Raw genomic sequence first — 18,853 nt, forward strand, 5'->3', positions numbered from 1 at the left:
TCGAAAACACATGATAAATAAAAATTTATTCAATTTCTAATGGATACAAAATAATGAAAAAAATAATGGGACTCAGTGCAATCGCTTTTGCAGTGTTAGCAGGTTGTTCTTCTACTTCTACCACAACGCCTCCTGCTGCTAATACTAACCTTATTCCAGACTCGTTAGTTATCAGCCCAAACGACACCCGTGAGTACAAAACATTAAAACTTGATAACGAAATTGATGTAATTTTAATTTCAGATCCAAGTGCTGAAAAATCAGCTGCTGCATTGAGTGTTGGTGTTGGTTTATTGCACGACCCTATGTCGCAACAAGGTATGGCGCACTATTTAGAGCATATGCTGTTCCTTGGTACGGACCGTTACCCAGACACCAAAGGTTACAGTGATTTTATGACTAAAAATGGCGGTGCTCATAACGCTTACACTTGGTTAGATATCACAAACTACATGTTCAAAGTGAACAATGATGCCTACGATGAAGCACTTGACCGTTTTGCGGATTTCTTTAAATCACCAAAGCTTTACCCTGAGTACACAGACAAAGAAAAAAATGCCGTAAATGCCGAATGGTCAATGCGCCGTGAGATGGACTTTTTTGGTCAATTCAAACTGGCACGTCAAATGATGGGCTCACATCCTGCTAACCGCTTCTTGATTGGTAACCTAGAAACACTAGGTGATAAAGAAGGCAGCAATCTTCATAAAGAAACCGTTGCTTTTTATAACAAGTACTATTCATCGAACATTATGAAAGTGGCGATGATTTCTAATCGTCCACTTGCTGAGATGGAAGCAAAAGCAAAACAGTACTTTGCTGATATTGAAAATAAAAATATCGAAAAGCCAACGGTGACTGATAAGTTAGATTTCTCTGAAGCTGGCGGTAAACGTGTTTATTACGCACCGAATGAAGACGTAAAACAACTGCAATTAGAATTCACTATTGCTGATAACAGTTCACAATTTGCAGTTAAACCAAACCGTTTTGTTTCTTACCTTTTAAGTAACGAAATGCAAGGCAGCCCAGCACAAATACTACGTGATAAAGGTTGGGTATCAGGTTTATCGTCTTCTGCTTCACCAACGCAATATGGGAACTACGGAAGCTTAACAGTTGATATTGAATTGACTGATGCCGGCATGCAAAACCGCGAAGAAATTGTTGCTATGGTTATGCAATATATTGCACTTATCAAAGAGCAGGGTGTTGATAGCAAATACTTTAATGAAATTCGTACATCGTTAAACAATTCGTTTCAATTCCTAGAAAAAGGGGATGAGTTTGGTTATGTAAGTAACTTAACTGATAGCATGCAAAAGTTCCCTGTGAACAACGCAATTAACGCACCTTATTATTATGCCAAGTTTGATGCAGATGCGGTGCAAAATGTCCTTTCGCAATTAAACGAAGATACATTACGTATTTGGTATATTTCAAAACAAGAAGAGACAGATTCACAGCTGCATTTTTACGATGGTAAATATCGTATTGAAGATATCAGCGAGTCAGAAGTTGCAAGCTGGAATAAACCAAGTGAATACGCGTTAGCATTACCAACAGTAAACCGCTTATTACCTGAAAGCTTTGCAATTAAAACAGCTGAGTTTAAACAACAAGCGCACCCTGAACTCGTATTTGATAAGCAAGGCGTTAAAGTTTGGCGTCAAGCAAGTCAGCAGTTTGCTGAGCAGCCTAAAGGTCTTGTTGAAGTTTATATTAATACGCCAGATGCCCTTGTGAATGTAAAATCACAGGTTCTTTACTCAATTTGGGCTGATCTTTATAACTTACAACAAAGTAAATTAAGCACAGAAGCCGCTGTTGCAGGTATGAGTTTAGGGTTACAGCCAAGTAATGGCCTTGTGTTATCGCTTAGTGGTTTCACTGATAAACAAGATGTCCTTTTAGCTCAGGCGCTTGAAAATCTAACCTTAGAGGTGTCTGAAGAAGGTTTTGCCCAAGCAATCGATCGTTTTAAGCGTGATTTACTAAATCAGCAAAAACAGTTCCCGTTCTATCAAGCATTCGGTGAGTACTCTAAGCTTACTCGTAGTGGTAAATTTGATACCGAAACCTTGATTGCTGCGGCAGATGCGCTTACCTTAGCTGATTTTACGGCTATTAAGCAATCAACACTTGCTGCCAATGACTTACGCGTATTCACGTTTGGTAACTATAACCAAAATGATGTTGACGCTATTGCGAGTAAATTAACCGCTATTTTACCAAAAGGTCATAAAGCGACCGAGTTTGCTAGAAGTAAAGCCTGGTTGCCTCAGCCTGGTGAGCGTATCGTTTTACAAAAAGATATTGATGTAGCTGATGTAGCAATCATTGACATGGTTGTTCACCCAACCCCTGGCTATAAACAACAAGCACAGGCACAAATTTTACAAAGCCACTTTAGAACCGTAGCGTTTGATAAGTTACGTACTGAAGAGCAACTTGCTTATGCGGTTGGTGCGTTAGCGCGTCCAATCGAAGATTATTCTGCATTAGGTCTTTACATTCAAACACCGGTTAAAGGTCCTAAAGAGATGCAGGCGCGCTTTGATGAGTTTAAAAAGCAATACGCAGTTGAGCTTGATAACATGACAGAAGAAACATTTGCACAACTTAAAAATGCAACGCTTGTGTCTTTAAAAGAGCAACCTAAGAATTTAAGTGATGAAATGTCGCCACTTATTACAGACTGGTATCGTGAGAACTTTAAGTTTGACTCTAAAGAAAAGCTTATCGCTGAAGTTGAAAAAGTAACCTTGGCTGATCTGAAAGATTATTACAAGAAAACGATGCTCAATAGTGAAGCTGCGCGTTTAAACATTCAAATGCGTGGTAGTAAGTTTGCAGACAAGCCATTTGCAGATCTGAAAAGCCAAACAAAAGTTGAAAACTTAGAAAGTTTTTACAAAGGCATTAAATTCCAAAACTAATTTAATAGTTGATAAACAAAAGCCCAAGCTATTGCTTGGGCTTTTTGATTTATGCGATAAGCAAAAATCCTATAAATGCAGCCGTTGCAGCAAGTAAGGTATAAGGCAGTTGCGTGATAGCATGGCTGACTAAATCACACCCTGAGCCTTGTGCAGCAAGTACGGTGGAATCTGAATAGAAGCACGCTTGACTACCAAATGACGACGCCGATAACAAAGCACCAATCACTAAAGGAATATTGGCATCAATTGCGTAAGCCAGTGGCATTACAATAGGAATAGTTACTGCGAAAATCCCCCAGCTTGAACCCGTTGCAAAAGCAAGGACTGCCATTGCTAAAAACACCACGGCTGGTAAGTACTGTGCTGTCATATAAGGGCTCAAGGTATTTATGACATATTGCGGTAGCATTAATTGGTCACACACATCTTTAAATATAAATGCTGCAACCACAGTTCCTATAGCGGGTATCATGCTTTTAAAACCATCGAGCATACGCTCAACGAGTTCTGACAATGTCATCAACTTTTGTAACATATAAAAAGGCAAAACAACGGTAAAGGTTGCCAGCAGCCCTTTATAGACGTCAATGTCAAAGTAAACAGTAAACGTAACAAGTAAAACTATAGGTACTAAAAAGTTATAGAGTTTGCCGTTTGAAGCGGCTGTTTCAAAGTTTTCTTCTGCTGCTTTTACTGCGTATTCATCCGCTGTTTGAACATCTGTGTACTGGCTATTTGATATTTCGATTTGATTATTCATGGCACGTAGTTGTGCTTTTTTCAACGGACCAAAAGCAGGAATGACATTTAAGCTAACTAGTAATACCACAATGACTGCAAACCAAGCATATAACATGTAAGGTATTGCTTGGATATATACAGCAATACCTTGACCTTCTGGTGCAACATTATTATCAACTAACAAGCCACCAAAAAAAACGGCCCATGTAGAGAGTGGTACAAGCACACAAATAGGCGCAGCCGTTGAGTCAACAACATAAGCGAGCATTTCGCGGCTAATTTTAAACTTATCGGTGATACGCTTCATAGTTTCACCGACGGTTAATGCATTTAGGTAATCATCGATAAAAATAATTACACCTAGCACAAAGGTCATTACTAACGATGAACGCTGGCCTTTGGCAAATTTTAACGCTAATTCGGCGAATGCACTTGCACCCCCGGTTCTCACTAATAAAGCGATTAATGCACCAAATCCACCACAGACTAGAATTAGCCAGGCAATGGTTTCGTCTTGCATTACTTTTAATGAAATATCAGCAAAATTGGCTAACACAGCGGTCGGACCTAGCATGGCTAAACCAAATAAAGCACCAATCAGTAAAGATAAAATAGGGCGGCGTAAAAATACGGCCAAAACCACCACCAATACTGGCGGCAGTAAACTTAACGCAGAAGGTTCTTGCATTATAATTTTCACACAGTTAAGCAATCGAGATTGCTTAGAGAAATCAAAAGTCTATTGACTCAATTAACTGCTTTACGCGAACACACTTTTATGGACCCTTTAGGGAAAGTGCCTGCGTTGGCTGGCGCCAGACAGTATAGAGGGTATACTGCTTTTGTTTTGCCCAAAACATCGCAAGAAAAATAATCCTGAATATTAATTTAGTCAATAACAATTTTAATTGCGATGATAATTATTTTACACTCATCTATAACGTCACTTTTTATTAATTGAGCAAAGGGATTATGGCATTTTCAGATACTTACAGACTCAGTAGCCATGCGGTTATCACCAACAACCAAGGTCAGGTGTTATTACTAAAAGCTGATTACGGTCAAAAAAGTTGGGGGCTACCTGGCGGCGCTTTAGATAAAGGTGAAACCATTCATCAAGCGTTACTTCGCGAATGCCAAGAAGAACTTAATTGTGATGTAGATATCGCTTATTTAAGTGGCGTTTATTATCACACCGCGTTTAACTCTCATGCGTTTATTTTCCGTGCTCATATGGCTGAGGACGCTGAGATAATGTTGAGCGATGAGCACACAGAGTATGACTATTTCGATATTGATGAGTTATCTAAAGTACAAAAAGAGCGGGTTCTTGATTGCCTTAATTTTACCAATGATGTCGTGAGTAAGGTGTTTTAATAAATGTTAGATATATATTTGCGCGCTGGGCAGCCAGATGATTCGAGCTTTATCGTTGAGCTTTTAAACCAAGCAACATTTTTAGAGCACATAGGTAATAAAAACATTAATACGCCCGCACAAGCTGAGCATTATATTCAACAAACGTTTATAAATAGCCACCAGCAATTTGGCTTTGGCAGTTATATTGTTTGTTTAGCTGATGATACACCGGTTGGAATGGTGGGGCTCTTTCAGCGCGATGCGTTAGCTATCCCCGATTTAGGATTTGCCTTGTTAGCTAACTATGAAGGTAAGGGTATTATTACATCTGCTGCTAGGTTATTGATGGTAAAAAAACACGTATTAGAGCTTGGTGTACTTGCAGCAATAACCTCACCAACAAATATTGGCTCACAAAAGGTGTTACAGAAACTTGGCTTTGAGTTCATAGGCGATGTCATCATTAACGATGACAATCAGCCTCTAAAACTCTTTTTAAAGAGTAAGCTTTGATACTTCGTTTGCAACTTGTTTGTTTACCTTTAACCATGTTGACTCAAGTGTCGCGACAAGCCCTTCGTAATCACTTGCTTGTAATGGTGTAAGCTCATTGAAGTAATTAACCGCTTTTAACTTTCGGCCCGATTTAGGGCTTGTATAGTACAAACGCCAAAGCCCTGCAATGTTGGCATTGCCTTGCTCATCGCCATTAAAGTGATGTAGCTCATATTCTAATTCATAATAGCTTTGTTGATCTAAATCGGTGATCACCGGTAAACCTTTTATTACCATCCAATTATCTAGTTCGGTGTATAACTGTTGATGGGCACTCGCTGTTAACATTAAATCGGGTGATTCACTCCATAAATGGTAGTTAGCAGCATTGACTCGGTTGTTTTCGAGTACCATAGCAATGCCACGATTATTAAGCGCACCACGTAATTGTACTGTGTTGATCCTTAGCTGAGCTTGCGTATTTTCAGCTAACCGCTGCATATTCACGATTGGCTGTGAGAATTGATAATACTCAATAGTTGAGAATGACGTCTGACTGCAGGCCGAAAGTAATAGCACTGCTGCGATTGAAACACAGCGTTTATAGTTCATTATTGTTTCCTCGGCGTTGGATCTGCGGGTAGTTCTTTATCAAATATCAACATATTAGGTTGCTGGTTTAAGCCACGTGTAAGTGGTTGTAGCTCTTCACTTAAACGTTTAAATTCGGACAAGGTGGTTTGTAACTGCTGATGGAAAGCCGAACCCTGTTCGTAACTTGCCATGGTTTTTTCAAATTGTTTCATGGTTTTATCGAACTGTTGCATGCTTTTAGTCATTTCAGCAAAGTTGCGATTTATATCACCGGGTAAATCTTGGGTATCTTGTTTATTGATCAATTCTCGCATGTCATGAGCAAGTTCTTGGTACTCAGAAAACGTAGTTTGCATTTGTGCCAAGCTGTCTTCTATCTTAAGGTTGTTCACTTTATTTAACACATCGGATACTTGGTCAGCTATGACCGTAATACCACTCGATACACTTGGGAATACGGTATAATCGGCTATAGTCTTTAATTCGGCAGGTTCCGCGTTATCATAAATGTCTAAGTCAACGTATACGGCGCCGGTAAGTAAGTTTCCTGGCTTTAAAGAGGCTCTAAGGCCATTTTTAATCCAGTTATCTAAGCTTGAATGCCAAAACTCGCGTGCAGCTGTACTGTCGTGGTAAAGACGACCATATTCAATTTTAATAAGGGCAGGTACTGCGGTATTGTCAGTTCTAAAGTGTGCAGGCTTGCCGTCGATCATGACACTTGCTGGTGCTTCAACCACACTACCAATACGCATACCACGGTATTCAACAGGTGCCCCAGCTCTTAACCCACGAATTGATTGCTCAAAATCGATTAAGTAATAATCAAAGTCATAAAAGCGCTCTTCTAACGCGGCTTTATAACTATTACTTAATGAAAAACTGTGTCCATTAGTTGCGACTTCACCAGGAGATTGCTGCTCAGGTATACCTACAGAAATTCCACCTTTGAGTAACTTACTTAATGAACCTGTATTTACATTAATTCCATCAGCTGATAGGTCTATTTCGATACCTGAGTTCACCCAAAATATAGAATTTAAGGTAATTAAATTTTGATAAGGCTCATTAATGAAAATGCCATATTTCATGGCCTGATTTTTCCAGTCAAAGGTTGCAGTTTCTATTTGGCCAATTTTGTAATCTTTGAAATAAATACCCGTACTTACATCAAGTACTTCAGCGTTATAGCTAAGCAGTGTGAAACGACCACCTTTAACATCATTGCCAATTAATGCGGGTTCATCCTGAAGTTCAAACTTATCCGCTAGCTTCTTGCTTTCACCCGGTGCAAATTCTAAGTATACGCCTGAGAGCAGAGTGCTCATTCCAGTAATACCTGTATCATCAATTCGTGGTTTAACGACCCAAATTTTTGCATCGTCAGTTAATAGGTCATCATAGTGTTTATCGATTTGAGCTCTTGCAATTACACTATTTTGCTGATCTGACAGACGTACATGATTAATTTGGCCGATTTTTACACTACGTACTTTTATTTCAGTTTTGCCAGCAACGATACCTTCCGCATGAGGCATTTTTATAAAGATAGTGGTGCCTTTATTTGCCTGATACTGGTATAACATCCATGCGCCTATTAGTAGGGCTATTAACGGAATTATCCAAATAGCCGAAATATTTGGCGCTGATTTTATTTTAGCGTTTTCGCTCATGCCAGAGTCTCTTGTTTTACTTTCTTTAAATTAGCAGGGCTGTCCCACAGTAAGCGTGGATCAAATGCATGGGCTGCCAACATTTGGCAAATTACCATAGTGGTAAAAAATATTGTGCCGATGCCTGGTGTCACAGACATTAAATTTCCTAGTTGTACTAAGGCTACTAGAATCGCGACAACAAATACATCAATCATTGACCATTTACCTATAAATTCAGTTAATTGGTAGATACGTGTATAGCCTTTTGTTTGTCTATTTGCAGGCTTCATCACCATATAGCATAAAAAACTTAAGATTAGCGCTTTGGCAAGGGGAACAACTACACTGGCCAAAAATATGATCATGGCTATTGGATAAGAACCACTATTCCACAAAATCATCACACCACCAATAATCGTAGAAGGCATTTCATCACCTAGGCTGGTGGTATACATAATTGGGTAGATGTTGGCTGGGATGTAGCAAGCGACAGATGTGATCAACCAAGCAAACGCTTTTTGTACACTATAAGGATTGCGGGTAAAGGTTTTTGTGTCACATCGCGAGCAAATTTCAGTATTACATAATTGGCCACAAACATGACAAGCACGCAGTCCTTGATCGATAGCTCGTGTGTTTGCAATTGTTTGATCTATATATGCGGGCTCTCTTAATTGCTTCCAAAGATAGTGTTTATTTAACTTCGCCATGGTTGCTACATATAGAACCACAAATGCCACATAGGACCAAAAGCTTACACCAAATTCAATGTCTGCCATTGACATTATTTTCACCATGCTGACCATCACCCCGATTAAGAAAATCTCGGACATGATCCAAGGCTCTAAAGCAAAGGTGGTTTTTAACAATCTTTTGCCCCACAAATAAGGTAGTACTTTTAATACACCTAAATGTAGCGGAATAATCAATAGTAATAACAACATAGGTAAGCCTATGATGCTTATGTCAATAAATAGACCCAAAAAATCGTTATCGTAATTGAATAAAATACGCGCAGCATCAGGAAGCGTAATGGTTTGTGTAATACCGCTACTCGTGAAAGATAAAAAAGGATAAAACATACTGCTTAAAAGCATGACTATTGCGCTTAAGCTCAATGCGACCACTGTACTGTCTTGGCAGGCTTGTGATGTTGATAACTTAGTATTGCAATGTGGGCAAAGCGCTACTTGTTTTGCATTTAAATGTGGGATCTCAACGACCAGATCACAACTAGGGCAGGCTGTTTGCAAACTTAGAGTCTCATAAACAAGAACTTAGTTAAGTTTGCACCAAATACTGCATAAATACAAATGCAGCATTGTTTAATATAAGCTAATATTTGTACAAAGCGATTACGCTTTTTAATGCATTTAATTCCTTAAGGTGAGCAGTGAAACAATTATTTACCCTTTTAATGTTGTTTATTAGTGTTAAAGGTGAGTGTTTATCTGAGCCAAATATACAACAACCTATTGTTGTTGCTGCAAGCGCCTCTTTACCTCCTTATGTTATCGAAGATACCAATAGCGGTATTCAACTTGAAATTTTAAAAGCAGCTTTTAAGTCACAAGGCATCTCTAATATTCATATTCATTACATGTCTAATAAACGTGCAGAGCAACAGCTTATGCAGGGAGAGGTTGATATTGCATTAAACTTTCCTCCAGTTCTCACTCCACATGTTTATAAAAGTGATGAACTACTGCGCTATCAAAATGTCGCGGTCAGCCTTGCTAATAGAGATTTAAAAATTAGCACTATCTATGATTTAGCAGGTAAAAGTGTACTTGCCTTTCAGAACGCAACTAATTTTATTGAAGCACCTTTTAAATCGGTTACCAATATTTTACGCTCTTACGAAGAAGTGGTTAACCAAGAAGCGCAAGTTGATCACCTTATGAAGGGCTGGGTTGATGTTATTATTCTAGAGCGCCGGGTGTTTTTATATTATTTAGAAAAATATAAACAAAGCGCTGAGGTAAAACCTTTTATTGTGCATGCAATCTTTAAAGAAGCACCAAGACCTGCGTTTTTTTACAGTAAAACGTTAAAAAACACGTTTAATTTGGGTCTTGGTGAGATCATAGAATCAGGCGAATACCAAGCAATTATTCGCCTTGATGGTACTGAGTACGCGCAGCTTTCAGAGCCAGAGTTACGCGAATAACGCAACAGTTTGGCGGCTCAATGCAATTAGCTTACCGTCTTCACTCCAAATACAGCCATCTTCAAGACCATAGCCATCTTTACTATGATGGGTAACAGCCTCGTAGCCAATCCAAGCATCATAGGCAATTGCAGGTTCTTCTACAAATTCTATGTACCATGACATACTACTTGCTGGTGCAGGTTGCTTGTACATTTGTAATAGAGTCGGTGGCCATGCATCTGTTAAAGCAATGATATGCGCTTCACTCATTTGCTCTGGTACATGTTTGAATTTCATCCAACCACCTAAATGTGAGGTGTCTGCTCCAGAGAAAGGCATATTGCCGTCTTGCAAACACAGTGCAACGTGCTGGAAAAATGCCGGCATCACGCCTTCTTTATAAGGTAGGGTAAAACGTTCATCAACGGGTTTTAGCTGCATGGTTTTAGTGACATCTACTTGTACACTTGATTGACGCTCAGCCCCAAAACAGGCTTGTGTAATAACACAAACATCGCCATTTTGAATCACTTTTGCCAGTACCTGCGCACTGTTTTTTCCTTCACGTAAGACTTCAACGTCGATTGAAAAATCATTGTCAGCGATTAACGGGCCAACAAAGTTAGTACTTAAAGATAATAAACGGCGAGAGTTATCGATATGCTGCCGTATAGCTTGATATAATAAAGCTGCAGATAAACCACCAAATGCAGTGCGGCCTTGGCACCAGTTTTCTGGAAACTGCATTACTTTTGTTTTGTCTTTACCAAGTTCAGCTGCCATGGCGAGTAATTGATCAAAATGCATAATTTTCCTTAACGTTTATTGTTATGGTTTAGGTTATAGCACAGTCAAAGTCATCAGACCAGTTTGTTTATTCCGCAATAGGCGTGCAAATACAGTGCTTTTTGAGGAAAAAACATGCATTTCAAAAAAAATTTCAAAAAAAAGTAAAATTTTTCATTTTTATAGTTGAATTCAGTTTCCTGCATCCCTATTTACTAGTCATCGAACGTATTAACGAATTTTGAAGTTGGAGAAGATTCATGGGTAGAATTATTGGAATCGATTTAGGTACTACTAACTCTTGTGTAGCAGTACTAGACGGTGATAAAGCACGCGTTATCGAAAACGCGGAAGGCGATCGCACAACACCATCGATCATTGCATACACGCAAGACGGTGAAACATTAGTTGGTCAACCTGCAAAACGCCAAGCAGTAACTAACCCAACTAACACATTATTTGCAATCAAGCGTTTAATTGGTCGTCGTTTTGAAGACGAAGAAGTACAACGTGATATCGGTATCATGCCTTTTAAAATTGTAAAAGCTGATAACGGTGATGCATGGGTTGAAGCGCGTGGCGAGAAACGTGCTGCACCACAAATTTCAGCAGAAGTGCTGAAAAAAATGAAGAAAACAGCAGAAGACTTCCTAGGTGAAGCGGTTACTGAAGCAGTAATTACAGTACCTGCATACTTCAATGACTCACAACGTCAAGCGACTAAAGATGCTGGTCGTATTGCTGGTCTTGAAGTTAAACGTATCATCAATGAGCCAACTGCCGCAGCACTTGCATACGGCATGGACAAAAATAAAGGTGAAAACGTTGTTGCAGTATACGACTTAGGTGGTGGTACTTTCGATATCTCTATCATCGAAATCGACGAAGTTGAAGGCGAGCACACGTTTGAAGTGTTAGCAACTAACGGTGACACTCACTTAGGTGGTGAAGATTTCGATAACCGTGTTATCAACTACTTAGTTGAAGAGTTTAAGAAAGATCAAGGTATCGACCTTAAAAACGACCCGCTTGCAATGCAACGTGTTAAAGAAGCTGCTGAAAAAGCGAAAATTGAACTTTCTTCTGCACAACAAACAGAAGTTAACTTACCGTACGTGACTGCTGACGCAACAGGTCCTAAGCACATGAACGTGAAAGTTACTCGTGCAAAACTTGAGTCACTTGTTGAAGACTTAGTAACTAAGTCAATTGAGCCACTTAAGCGTGCACTAGCTGATGCTGATTTATCAGTAAGCGACGTAAATGACATCATCCTTGTTGGTGGTCAAACACGTATGCCTCTAGTTCAAAAAACAGTTGCAGAGTTCTTTGGTAAAGAGCCACGTAAAGACGTTAACCCTGATGAAGCAGTTGCAGTAGGTGCAGCGATTCAAGGTGGTGTATTAGCTGGTGACGTTAAAGACGTACTTCTACTTGATGTATCTCCGTTATCACTAGGTATCGAGACTATGGGTCAAGTAATGACTGCGCTAATCGAGAAAAATACGACGATTCCTACTAAGAAATCACAAGTTTTCTCAACAGCTGAAGACAACCAATCAGCGGTAACGATTCATGTATTACAAGGTGAGCGTAAGCGTGCAAGCGATAACAAATCACTAGGTCAATTTAACCTAGAAGGTATTCGCCCAGCACAACGTGGTACGCCACAAATCGAAGTAACATTCGACGTAGATGCGGACGGTATCTTACATGTATCTGCTAAAGATAAAGATACAGGTAAAGAGCAGAAGATCACAATCCAAGCTTCTTCAGGTCTAAGCGACGATGAAGTAGAAAAAATGGTTCGTGATGCTGAAGCGCATGCTGAAGAAGATAAGAAATTCGAAGAGCTAGTAGCAACTCGTAACCAAGCTGATGCAATGGTTCACGGTACACGCAAGCAAATCGAAGAAGCGGGTGATGCATTACCTGCAGAAGATAAAGAAGCAATCGAAGCTGCGCTTACTGACCTAGAAGCGGCGATTAAAGGTGATAACAAAGAAGAGATTGAAGCGAAAACTCAAGCTCTTGCTGAGAAGTCACAAAAGCTAATGGAAATTGCACAAGCTAAAGCACAGCAACAACAAGGTGGTGCGGATGCAGGTGCACAACAATCTTCTGCAAAACAAGACGACGATGTTGTTGATGCAGAGTTCGAAGAAGTGAAAGACGACAAGTAATTGCTTGTTTCGCTTCTGCCTAACGCATTAATGGCTGCTTTGTTTAGCCAATTAAGTTAGGATGAAATGATTGAGGCGCGCCAGCGATTTCGCTTGACGCGCCTTTTGCATGTATATAAACGGTAAAGTCGTTTGACTTACCTTACGCAGTGTAACTGCAGTAAAAAGAGTAGTGTGATAGATATGTCAAAAAGCGATTATTATGAAGTTCTCGGCGTGAGCAAAGATGCCAGCGAACGAGACATAAAAAAAGCGTATAAGCGCTTAGCGATGAAATATCATCCAGACCGTACCGCAGGCGATAAAGAACTTGAGTCTAAATTCAAGGAAGTAAAAGAAGCCTACGAAGTACTCACTGATGACCAAAAACGTCAGATGTATGATCAATATGGTCACGCAGCCTTTGAACAAGCTGGTGGCGGTCATGGCGGTGGCTTCGGCGGCGGTCATGGTGATTTTGGTGATATTTTCGGTGATGTGTTTGGAGATATCTTTGGTGGTGGCGGTGGTCGTCGTCAATCGCGTCAACAACGTGGTTCGGACTTACGTTACAACATGGATTTAAGCCTTGAAGAGGCCGTTCGTGGTAAAGATGTAGAAATTAAAGTACCAACCTGGGTTAGCTGTAAGCCATGTGATGGTAGCGGTGCAAAAGCGGGTTCAAAACCAAAAACATGTACTACCTGTCATGGTGCTGGTCAAGTACAAATGCGCCAAGGTTTCTTCGCGGTTCAGCAAACTTGTCCTACGTGTCAGGGCACAGGTCAAATTATTTCTGATCCATGTGACAGCTGTCATGGTCAAGGTCGCGTAGAAAAAACTAAGACCTTATCAGTGAAGATCCCAGCGGGTGTTGATACAGGTGACCGTATTCGTCTATCAGGCGAAGGTGAAGCGGGCATGCATGGTGCACCAGCAGGTGATTTATACGTTCAGGTTTCTGTTCGTGAACACCCGATTTTCCAACGTGATGGTAATAATCTGTATTGTGAAGTTCCAATTAGCTTTACGACAGCAGCACTGGGTGGCGAAATTGAAGTGCCGACACTGGATGGTCGTGCAAAACTGAAGATCCCATCAGAAAGCCAAACGGGCAAGATGTTCCGTATGCGTGGTAAAGGTGTTAAGTCTGTACGTAGTGGCGCTCAAGGTGACTTGATCTGTAAAGTGGTTATTGAAACGCCAGTGAATCTAAATGACCGTCAACGTGAATTGCTTGAAGAGCTTGAGCAAAGCATGGGTAAAGATGGCTCTAAAAACCGTCCAAAAGAAAAAGGTTTCTTTGATGGTGTGAAGAAATTCTTCGATGACCTAACTAAGTAACTTCTAGTTAAGTAACTTGAGTTCGAGAATAAAAAGGCGCTGATAAGCGCCTTTTTTATGCCTTAATGATCTAAGAATAGGTAGTTTTGCCAACTTTTCATTCTGATCAATACTTTACGCATCACTGATACGTGTTCGAAGTGTTCTGAATAAACTGCAACTTCTGTGCTTGTTCCTTGTGGCAGGTGATATTCACTCATGTCATCGGTGATTTTTAAGGTGACAATTGCGCGCCCTTGACGAGCAAAAAACTCAGTGCCCATCAGTGTGCCTTGTGCTTGCACTTGCCCTTCACCAATCGCAGGTAATACATCGATTACTTCGCCTGCAAAGGTTTTGCCCGGAATAGCTTTAAAAATAAAATCTGCTTTGTAGCCAGACTCGAGTCTTAATAGTGAATTTTGTCTAAATGCAGCGACGTAAACGGTATCTTCTTTGTGTACAAAGGTCATTACTGGACGTAATGGCATAGGGACTGCAATCATCCCAGGGCGTAATGTTAGTTGTGTTACATAGCCATCGGTAGGTGCATAAACGCTTGTGCTGTCTAAGTTAAATTGAGCTTGCTCTAAATTAGCGCGAGCTGCGGCAATTTTAGTTTGTTCGCCGTTTATTTCAGACTCAAATGCTAGTTTTTGACGTAACTCTTCGGCCTGTGCTGCTTCGTAACTTGCCTTTGCTGCTAAGTATACACCTAATTTATTATCAACTTGGCCTTTTGAGTAAGCACCGCTTTTTGCGCCTTTTTCATAACGTTCGTATTCTTTCTTGCTACGATCATATTCAGCTTTAGCCATTAGGGCACTGGCTTGTGCTGATTTATAGCTCGCTTCTAAACCGAGCACTGACTGTTTTGCATCCTGCAAAGCGGCAATCGCTTGATTTAGTTTGGCTCGATATAAGGTATCGTCTATGCGAAACAATAAGTCACCTTTTTTAAGCGGCTGATTTGGCTTTACTGCAACCTCTTCAACGGTACCACGTACATTTGGCACAATGGGTGTTGTGACATAGGCACTGCTGGCCATATTTGAATGTGGATGATTGTAGTTCATTAATAGGATTAAAGCGCCTATCAATACCACACCACCGAGTACCGCGGTGGGTACTGTCCATTTATTAAGTGGGATTTTAAACACTTTAAAGATACCAATGCACAATGCGGTATAAGTGAGTATTAATAACAAATCCATAGTCTATTTCTCTTTATTATTCGATTGAGCATTTATTTGTGCTTGTAGTGCTGCAACCGTGGCTGTCAGGCTAGCTACTTTTTCTGCTAAGTCTTCTTGTTCCTTTTGAATTTGGTTAAACCCCCAGCCACGGTCATCACGCCATAATGTCGCCCAAACCCATAAAAATGGCCACAGCACATGTAGGGTAAACAGGCTAACCCAGCCTGCATAATGGATGGCATCTTGGTGAGGGTGATTACGTTTTTTGGCAATTTCGTAGGGAATATCGTGAATGGCAATAACACCATAAAATATTACTACCGTTACAAACACTAGCATGACCAGTGCAAAGTAGTCTAAAAACATCTATCTTCCTTTGTTAAATTAATACCTAATTTATAATACGTTAAATTGACCCTATTCCTAATCGGCATTTTCAGATTTAATCTAATACAACATAATAGGCAGAATCATCAAGACATCTGCACAATGTTACATCATCAGAGAATACCGTTTTTTGAATCTTCCCTTTATTTAGACCAAGTGTTTGACATTTATTTTGGCAATCAATAAAGGAGTTCCACGCTAAGTATTCGTTGCAGATAAAATTAATCGTATACAACAGGGTGAGTATGATAAGTAACTGCTTAACCAGATATAGGCTATTAGCTCTAGACATGTTCATTACCTTGCGTAGTGTCTATCACTTAAGTGTAGTTCATTTTACTTAAATTAGTACGATTGTAGGTTTTGATTAATTGCTTTTAGACTACCGTTCACGTTATGTTTTTTATCGTTCAGCATTCAGTATTTGGAAGAAGTAATGACACCGGCTATTAATTTATTACAAAAGAAAGGTATTAATTTTGATGTGCTCAGCTATCAACATGATCCTTCAAAGCAACAGTTTGGTCTTGAAGCGGTTGAGAAGCTAAAGCTCCCTGCTGAGCAAGTATTTAAAACTTTAGTACTTGAAGATACTGAGCATCAGCTTTTGGTTGCTATTGTGCCAGTGAGCCAGCAAGTTAACTTGAAAATGCTAGCAAAGGCGGCAAAGGTTAAAAAAGTGCAGATGGCTCCACAACAAAAAGTCGAAAACACGACAGGTTATATTTTAGGGGGGCTGAGTCCGCTAGGTCAGAAAAAGCGCCTTAATACCTATGTGCATCAATCTGCTGATAACTTTGACGTGATGTATGTTTCAGCTGGTAAGCGAGGTCTTGAGATTGCATTGGCCCCTAAGGATTTATGTAGTTTATTAAATGCTAAGCAGGCAGACTTTTAACAATGTATTTTCGGTAGGTTATGCCAGCGGGTTGTGTAATGAGGCGATAAGTACGCGCGTTTCATATGCCAACGGGTCGTAGGAGTTTCGCTGGCTATGGCAAGGGTACCCACGCCATAACGGGTGTTAATGCTATCAAGACACTGCATCAGTTTAGGGTTATCGATAGGTGCTTGAAACAAATCAGGTTGCTGAAACATGTGGCTCGATAACTCTAGGGCACCTACACCACACTTATAAAATCGCACCCCTGGTTTATAAAGATGATCAAATACCTCGCTGATAGCATTGGCAAACACACAACTATCGGCGGTGGCGACACTAAACTCATAAATATAGGACTTTTTATAATAGCCATCTTGATGAGGAGAGCTGGCCACAAACATTAATAAGCGTTGAGTGTGTGAGCCTTGCGCACGTAGCTTTCTTGCCACAATGACACAATGATTGATTAGTGCCGTTTTCAGCGCGGTGGCGTCAGTGATACGCTCCCCAAAACTGCGGGTCGAAAAAATTTCTTTTTTGTCTTGGCGTACTTCATCCCAGGCTAAGCAGCTTTTTCCGCGTAACTCGTTCACTGTGCGCTCTAATACAATACTAAACAGGCGTTTCATTTTTCGTGGATCTTGCTCGGCTAAATCAAAAGCCGTATTGATATTCATTGCTTTGAGTTTTTTAGCTAAGCGTCGACCAACGCCCCAAATATCTTGTACGTCCATGGCTTTTAAAATGGTTATCCGTGAAGCTTCTGAGTCAATCACTGCAACGCCATCAAAGCCGGGGAGTTTTTTAGCTGCATGATTGGCGGCTTTGGCAAGGGTGGCTGTTGGGCCAAATCCAACCCCAACAGGTAGCTTTGTTTCGCGCCATACGGTACGGCGAATATCATGGCCATAACGATGCCAGTCGTGAATAAGCTTATTGAAACCAGTAAAGTTTAAAAATGATTCATCAATAGAGTATATGTGCTGATTATCGCAAAAGCGGCCAATCACGTTCATCATTCGCTCGCTTAAATCCGCATACAGCTCATAGTTAGATGAGCGGATCACCACTTGGTTATCTTCGAGTATTTTCTTTACTTGAAAATAAGGCTGAAATTTTGGAATAGCCAGCTTTCGTGCAATAGGGCACACGGCACAAATACAGCCATCGTTGTTGGTGAGCACCACAACCGGTTTACTACGAATAGCCGGATCAAATACTTTTTCGGCGCTGGCATAAAAGGCCACAGCATCGACTAAGGCGTACATGCTAACAGCTCTTTACTACTGCGATGTAAGCGAATTGAGCGAGTAACCACGCCTTCTAACTGAAACTCATCCGATTGGCGTAGTTGCACCGCGGGGTATTTAGGCGAGGCTGATAATAACTGAGCATTGTGTTTATCTAATAGCTTACAAACAAATAAACCATTTAGATTCGCGACAATGACATCGCCATTTTTAACATCTTCGGCGCGATCAACCAGTAATAAGTCACCATCAAAAATCCCCACACCTTGCATTGATTCGCCAGAGGCAATACCAATAAATGTTGCATCAGGGTGTTTAATCAATAGCTGATCTAATGATAAGCCTAGCTCTTTGTATTGTGCTGCCGGTGATTCAAAACCACATACGCCAGCTTCGATATAAATAGGAATAACACGCATAACAAAACCACTGTACTGTACGTTTATACAGTATAGTGGTTTGTGGTTATCTTGCCAATAAGATCACGGCGTGTTGTGATTGATATTTTCGATCATAGTTGTGGCAATAGCGATGAAATCACGTACTTGCTGATCAGTTAAACCGTGGCAAAGTTTGGCATCAACCTCTTGCTCTGCAACTTCTAAGCGCGAGAACAGGGCGTTACCTTGATCAGTAAACGATAAAATTAAACAGCGTTTGTCATTTTCGTCGGCACATTTAGAAACCAGTTCAAGCTTTATAAGCTCTTTTACTAAGCGTGCTATTTGTGCTTTATCACGCCCTGTTTTGGTAACAATATCATTGGCGGTACAGTGCTGTGTTTCGGCAATGATATGTAAACAGCGTACATGCAGCGCATTAAGGCCAAGCTCGTTGGCGTTAATGGCTTCGCGTACAGTGACACGGTAACTTTGTGCCAGTGTAAATAAAGCAGAAGAAAGCGAGGTTTGTGGCATGGTTCACCTAA

At 40.4% G+C, this 18,853-nt stretch carries 17 protein-coding genes; 7 read left to right on the plus strand and 10 right to left on the minus strand.

All coding sequences use genetic code 11. The features are described from left to right. The first annotated feature begins 53 nt into the window (after positions 1-53). On the plus strand, positions 54-2,939 hold the full coding sequence (locus tag NO991_RS03510) for an insulinase family protein (protein ID WP_371351684.1): 2,886 nt from the start codon (positions 54-56) through the stop codon (positions 2,937-2,939). A gap of 49 nt (positions 2,940-2,988) precedes the next feature. On the opposite strand, the gene NO991_RS03515 is transcribed toward NO991_RS03510, so the two are convergent. Next, entirely contained in the window at positions 2,989-4,371 is a 1,383-nt protein-coding gene (locus NO991_RS03515; RefSeq protein WP_371351685.1) for a Na+/H+ antiporter NhaC family protein, read from the minus strand. Between the two features lie 284 nt (positions 4,372-4,655). On the opposite strand from NO991_RS03515, the gene NO991_RS03520 reads away from it, so the two are divergent. Both NO991_RS03520 and NO991_RS03525 read left to right on the plus strand, forming a co-directional pair. Then, on the plus strand, positions 4,656-5,060 hold the full coding sequence (locus tag NO991_RS03520) for an NUDIX hydrolase (protein WP_187490388.1): 405 nt from the start codon (positions 4,656-4,658) through the stop codon (positions 5,058-5,060). Between the two features lie 3 nt (positions 5,061-5,063). Beyond that, complete coding sequence (locus NO991_RS03525) at positions 5,064-5,555, plus strand: GNAT family N-acetyltransferase (protein ID WP_187490387.1); 492 nt, start codon at positions 5,064-5,066, stop codon at positions 5,553-5,555. Here the strand turns inward: NO991_RS03525 and NO991_RS03530 are convergent. Genes NO991_RS03530 through NO991_RS03540 form a run of 3 tightly spaced genes read right to left on the minus strand, consistent with a single transcriptional unit; the run spans position 5,538 to position 9,039 of the window. Next, entirely contained in the window at positions 5,538-6,149 is a 612-nt protein-coding gene (locus tag NO991_RS03530; RefSeq protein ID WP_187490386.1) for a membrane integrity-associated transporter subunit PqiC, read from the minus strand. The genes NO991_RS03525 and NO991_RS03530 overlap by 18 nt on opposite strands. Then, positions 6,149-7,804: an intermembrane transport protein PqiB gene (pqiB, locus tag NO991_RS03535; RefSeq protein ID WP_187490385.1), complete on the minus strand. Its 1,656-nt coding sequence runs from the start codon at positions 7,802-7,804 to the stop codon at positions 6,149-6,151. The genes NO991_RS03530 and pqiB overlap by 1 nt, the downstream gene beginning before the upstream one ends. Then, a complete protein-coding gene (locus NO991_RS03540; protein ID WP_138599792.1) occupies positions 7,801-9,039 on the minus strand; it encodes a PqiA/YebS family transporter subunit in 1,239 nt (412 codons plus the stop codon). Before NO991_RS03540 ends, pqiB begins: the two co-directional genes overlap by 4 nt. A gap of 140 nt (positions 9,040-9,179) precedes the next feature. Here NO991_RS03540 and NO991_RS03545 point away from each other — a divergent pair, with 140 nt between their 5' ends. Beyond that, positions 9,180-9,956, plus strand: coding sequence for an ABC transporter substrate-binding protein (locus NO991_RS03545; protein ID WP_235373655.1), 777 nt, complete (start codon positions 9,180-9,182; stop codon positions 9,954-9,956). On the opposite strand, the gene NO991_RS03550 is transcribed toward NO991_RS03545, so the two are convergent. Beyond that, a complete protein-coding gene (locus tag NO991_RS03550; protein WP_199529829.1) occupies positions 9,945-10,745 on the minus strand; it encodes a thioesterase family protein in 801 nt (266 codons plus the stop codon). The genes NO991_RS03545 and NO991_RS03550 overlap by 12 nt on opposite strands. A gap of 239 nt (positions 10,746-10,984) precedes the next feature. Here NO991_RS03550 and dnaK point away from each other — a divergent pair, with 239 nt between their 5' ends. Continuing rightward, positions 10,985-12,907, plus strand: coding sequence for a molecular chaperone DnaK (gene dnaK, locus NO991_RS03555; RefSeq protein WP_300362844.1), 1,923 nt, complete (start codon positions 10,985-10,987; stop codon positions 12,905-12,907). Between the two features lie 183 nt (positions 12,908-13,090). Then, positions 13,091-14,230 (plus strand): molecular chaperone DnaJ, encoded by a 1,140-nt coding sequence (dnaJ, locus tag NO991_RS03560; RefSeq protein ID WP_371351686.1) that lies wholly within the window; start codon positions 13,091-13,093, stop codon positions 14,228-14,230. A 62-nt stretch (positions 14,231-14,292) separates the two neighbouring features. Here the strand turns inward: dnaJ and NO991_RS03565 are convergent, their stop codons facing one another. Both NO991_RS03565 and NO991_RS03570 read right to left on the minus strand, forming a co-directional pair. Beyond that, a complete protein-coding gene (locus NO991_RS03565) occupies positions 14,293-15,423 on the minus strand; it encodes an HlyD family secretion protein (RefSeq protein ID WP_300362846.1) in 1,131 nt (376 codons plus the stop codon). A gap of 3 nt (positions 15,424-15,426) precedes the next feature. Continuing rightward, positions 15,427-15,771: a DUF3302 domain-containing protein gene (locus NO991_RS03570; RefSeq protein ID WP_054552213.1), complete on the minus strand. Its 345-nt coding sequence runs from the start codon at positions 15,769-15,771 to the stop codon at positions 15,427-15,429. A gap of 457 nt (positions 15,772-16,228) precedes the next feature. On the opposite strand from NO991_RS03570, the gene ybaK reads away from it, so the two are divergent. Beyond that, positions 16,229-16,690, plus strand: coding sequence for a Cys-tRNA(Pro) deacylase (gene ybaK / locus NO991_RS03575; RefSeq protein WP_371351687.1), 462 nt, complete (start codon positions 16,229-16,231; stop codon positions 16,688-16,690). Here ybaK and NO991_RS03580 read toward each other — a convergent pair. The 3 genes from NO991_RS03580 to NO991_RS03590 all read right to left on the minus strand — a co-directional run bounded on the left by NO991_RS03580 (position 16,687) and on the right by NO991_RS03590 (position 18,842). Further along, positions 16,687-17,943 (minus strand): Y-family DNA polymerase, encoded by a 1,257-nt coding sequence (locus tag NO991_RS03580; protein ID WP_300361126.1) that lies wholly within the window; start codon positions 17,941-17,943, stop codon positions 16,687-16,689. The genes ybaK and NO991_RS03580 overlap by 4 nt on opposite strands. Further along, positions 17,931-18,344, minus strand: a complete 414-nt coding sequence (locus NO991_RS03585) for a LexA family transcriptional regulator (protein WP_054552219.1) — start codon at positions 18,342-18,344, stop codon at positions 17,931-17,933. Before NO991_RS03585 ends, NO991_RS03580 begins: the two co-directional genes overlap by 13 nt. Before the next feature lie 63 nt (positions 18,345-18,407). After that, a complete protein-coding gene (locus tag NO991_RS03590) occupies positions 18,408-18,842 on the minus strand; it encodes a MarR family winged helix-turn-helix transcriptional regulator (RefSeq protein ID WP_054552220.1) in 435 nt (144 codons plus the stop codon). Between the last annotated feature and the right edge of the window lie 11 nt (positions 18,843-18,853).

Origin of the sequence: Pseudoalteromonas sp. DY56-GL22 (assembly GCF_041414715.1) — a bacterium.
In the GTDB taxonomy this organism is placed as follows: domain Bacteria; phylum Pseudomonadota; class Gammaproteobacteria; order Enterobacterales; family Alteromonadaceae; genus Pseudoalteromonas; species Pseudoalteromonas simplex.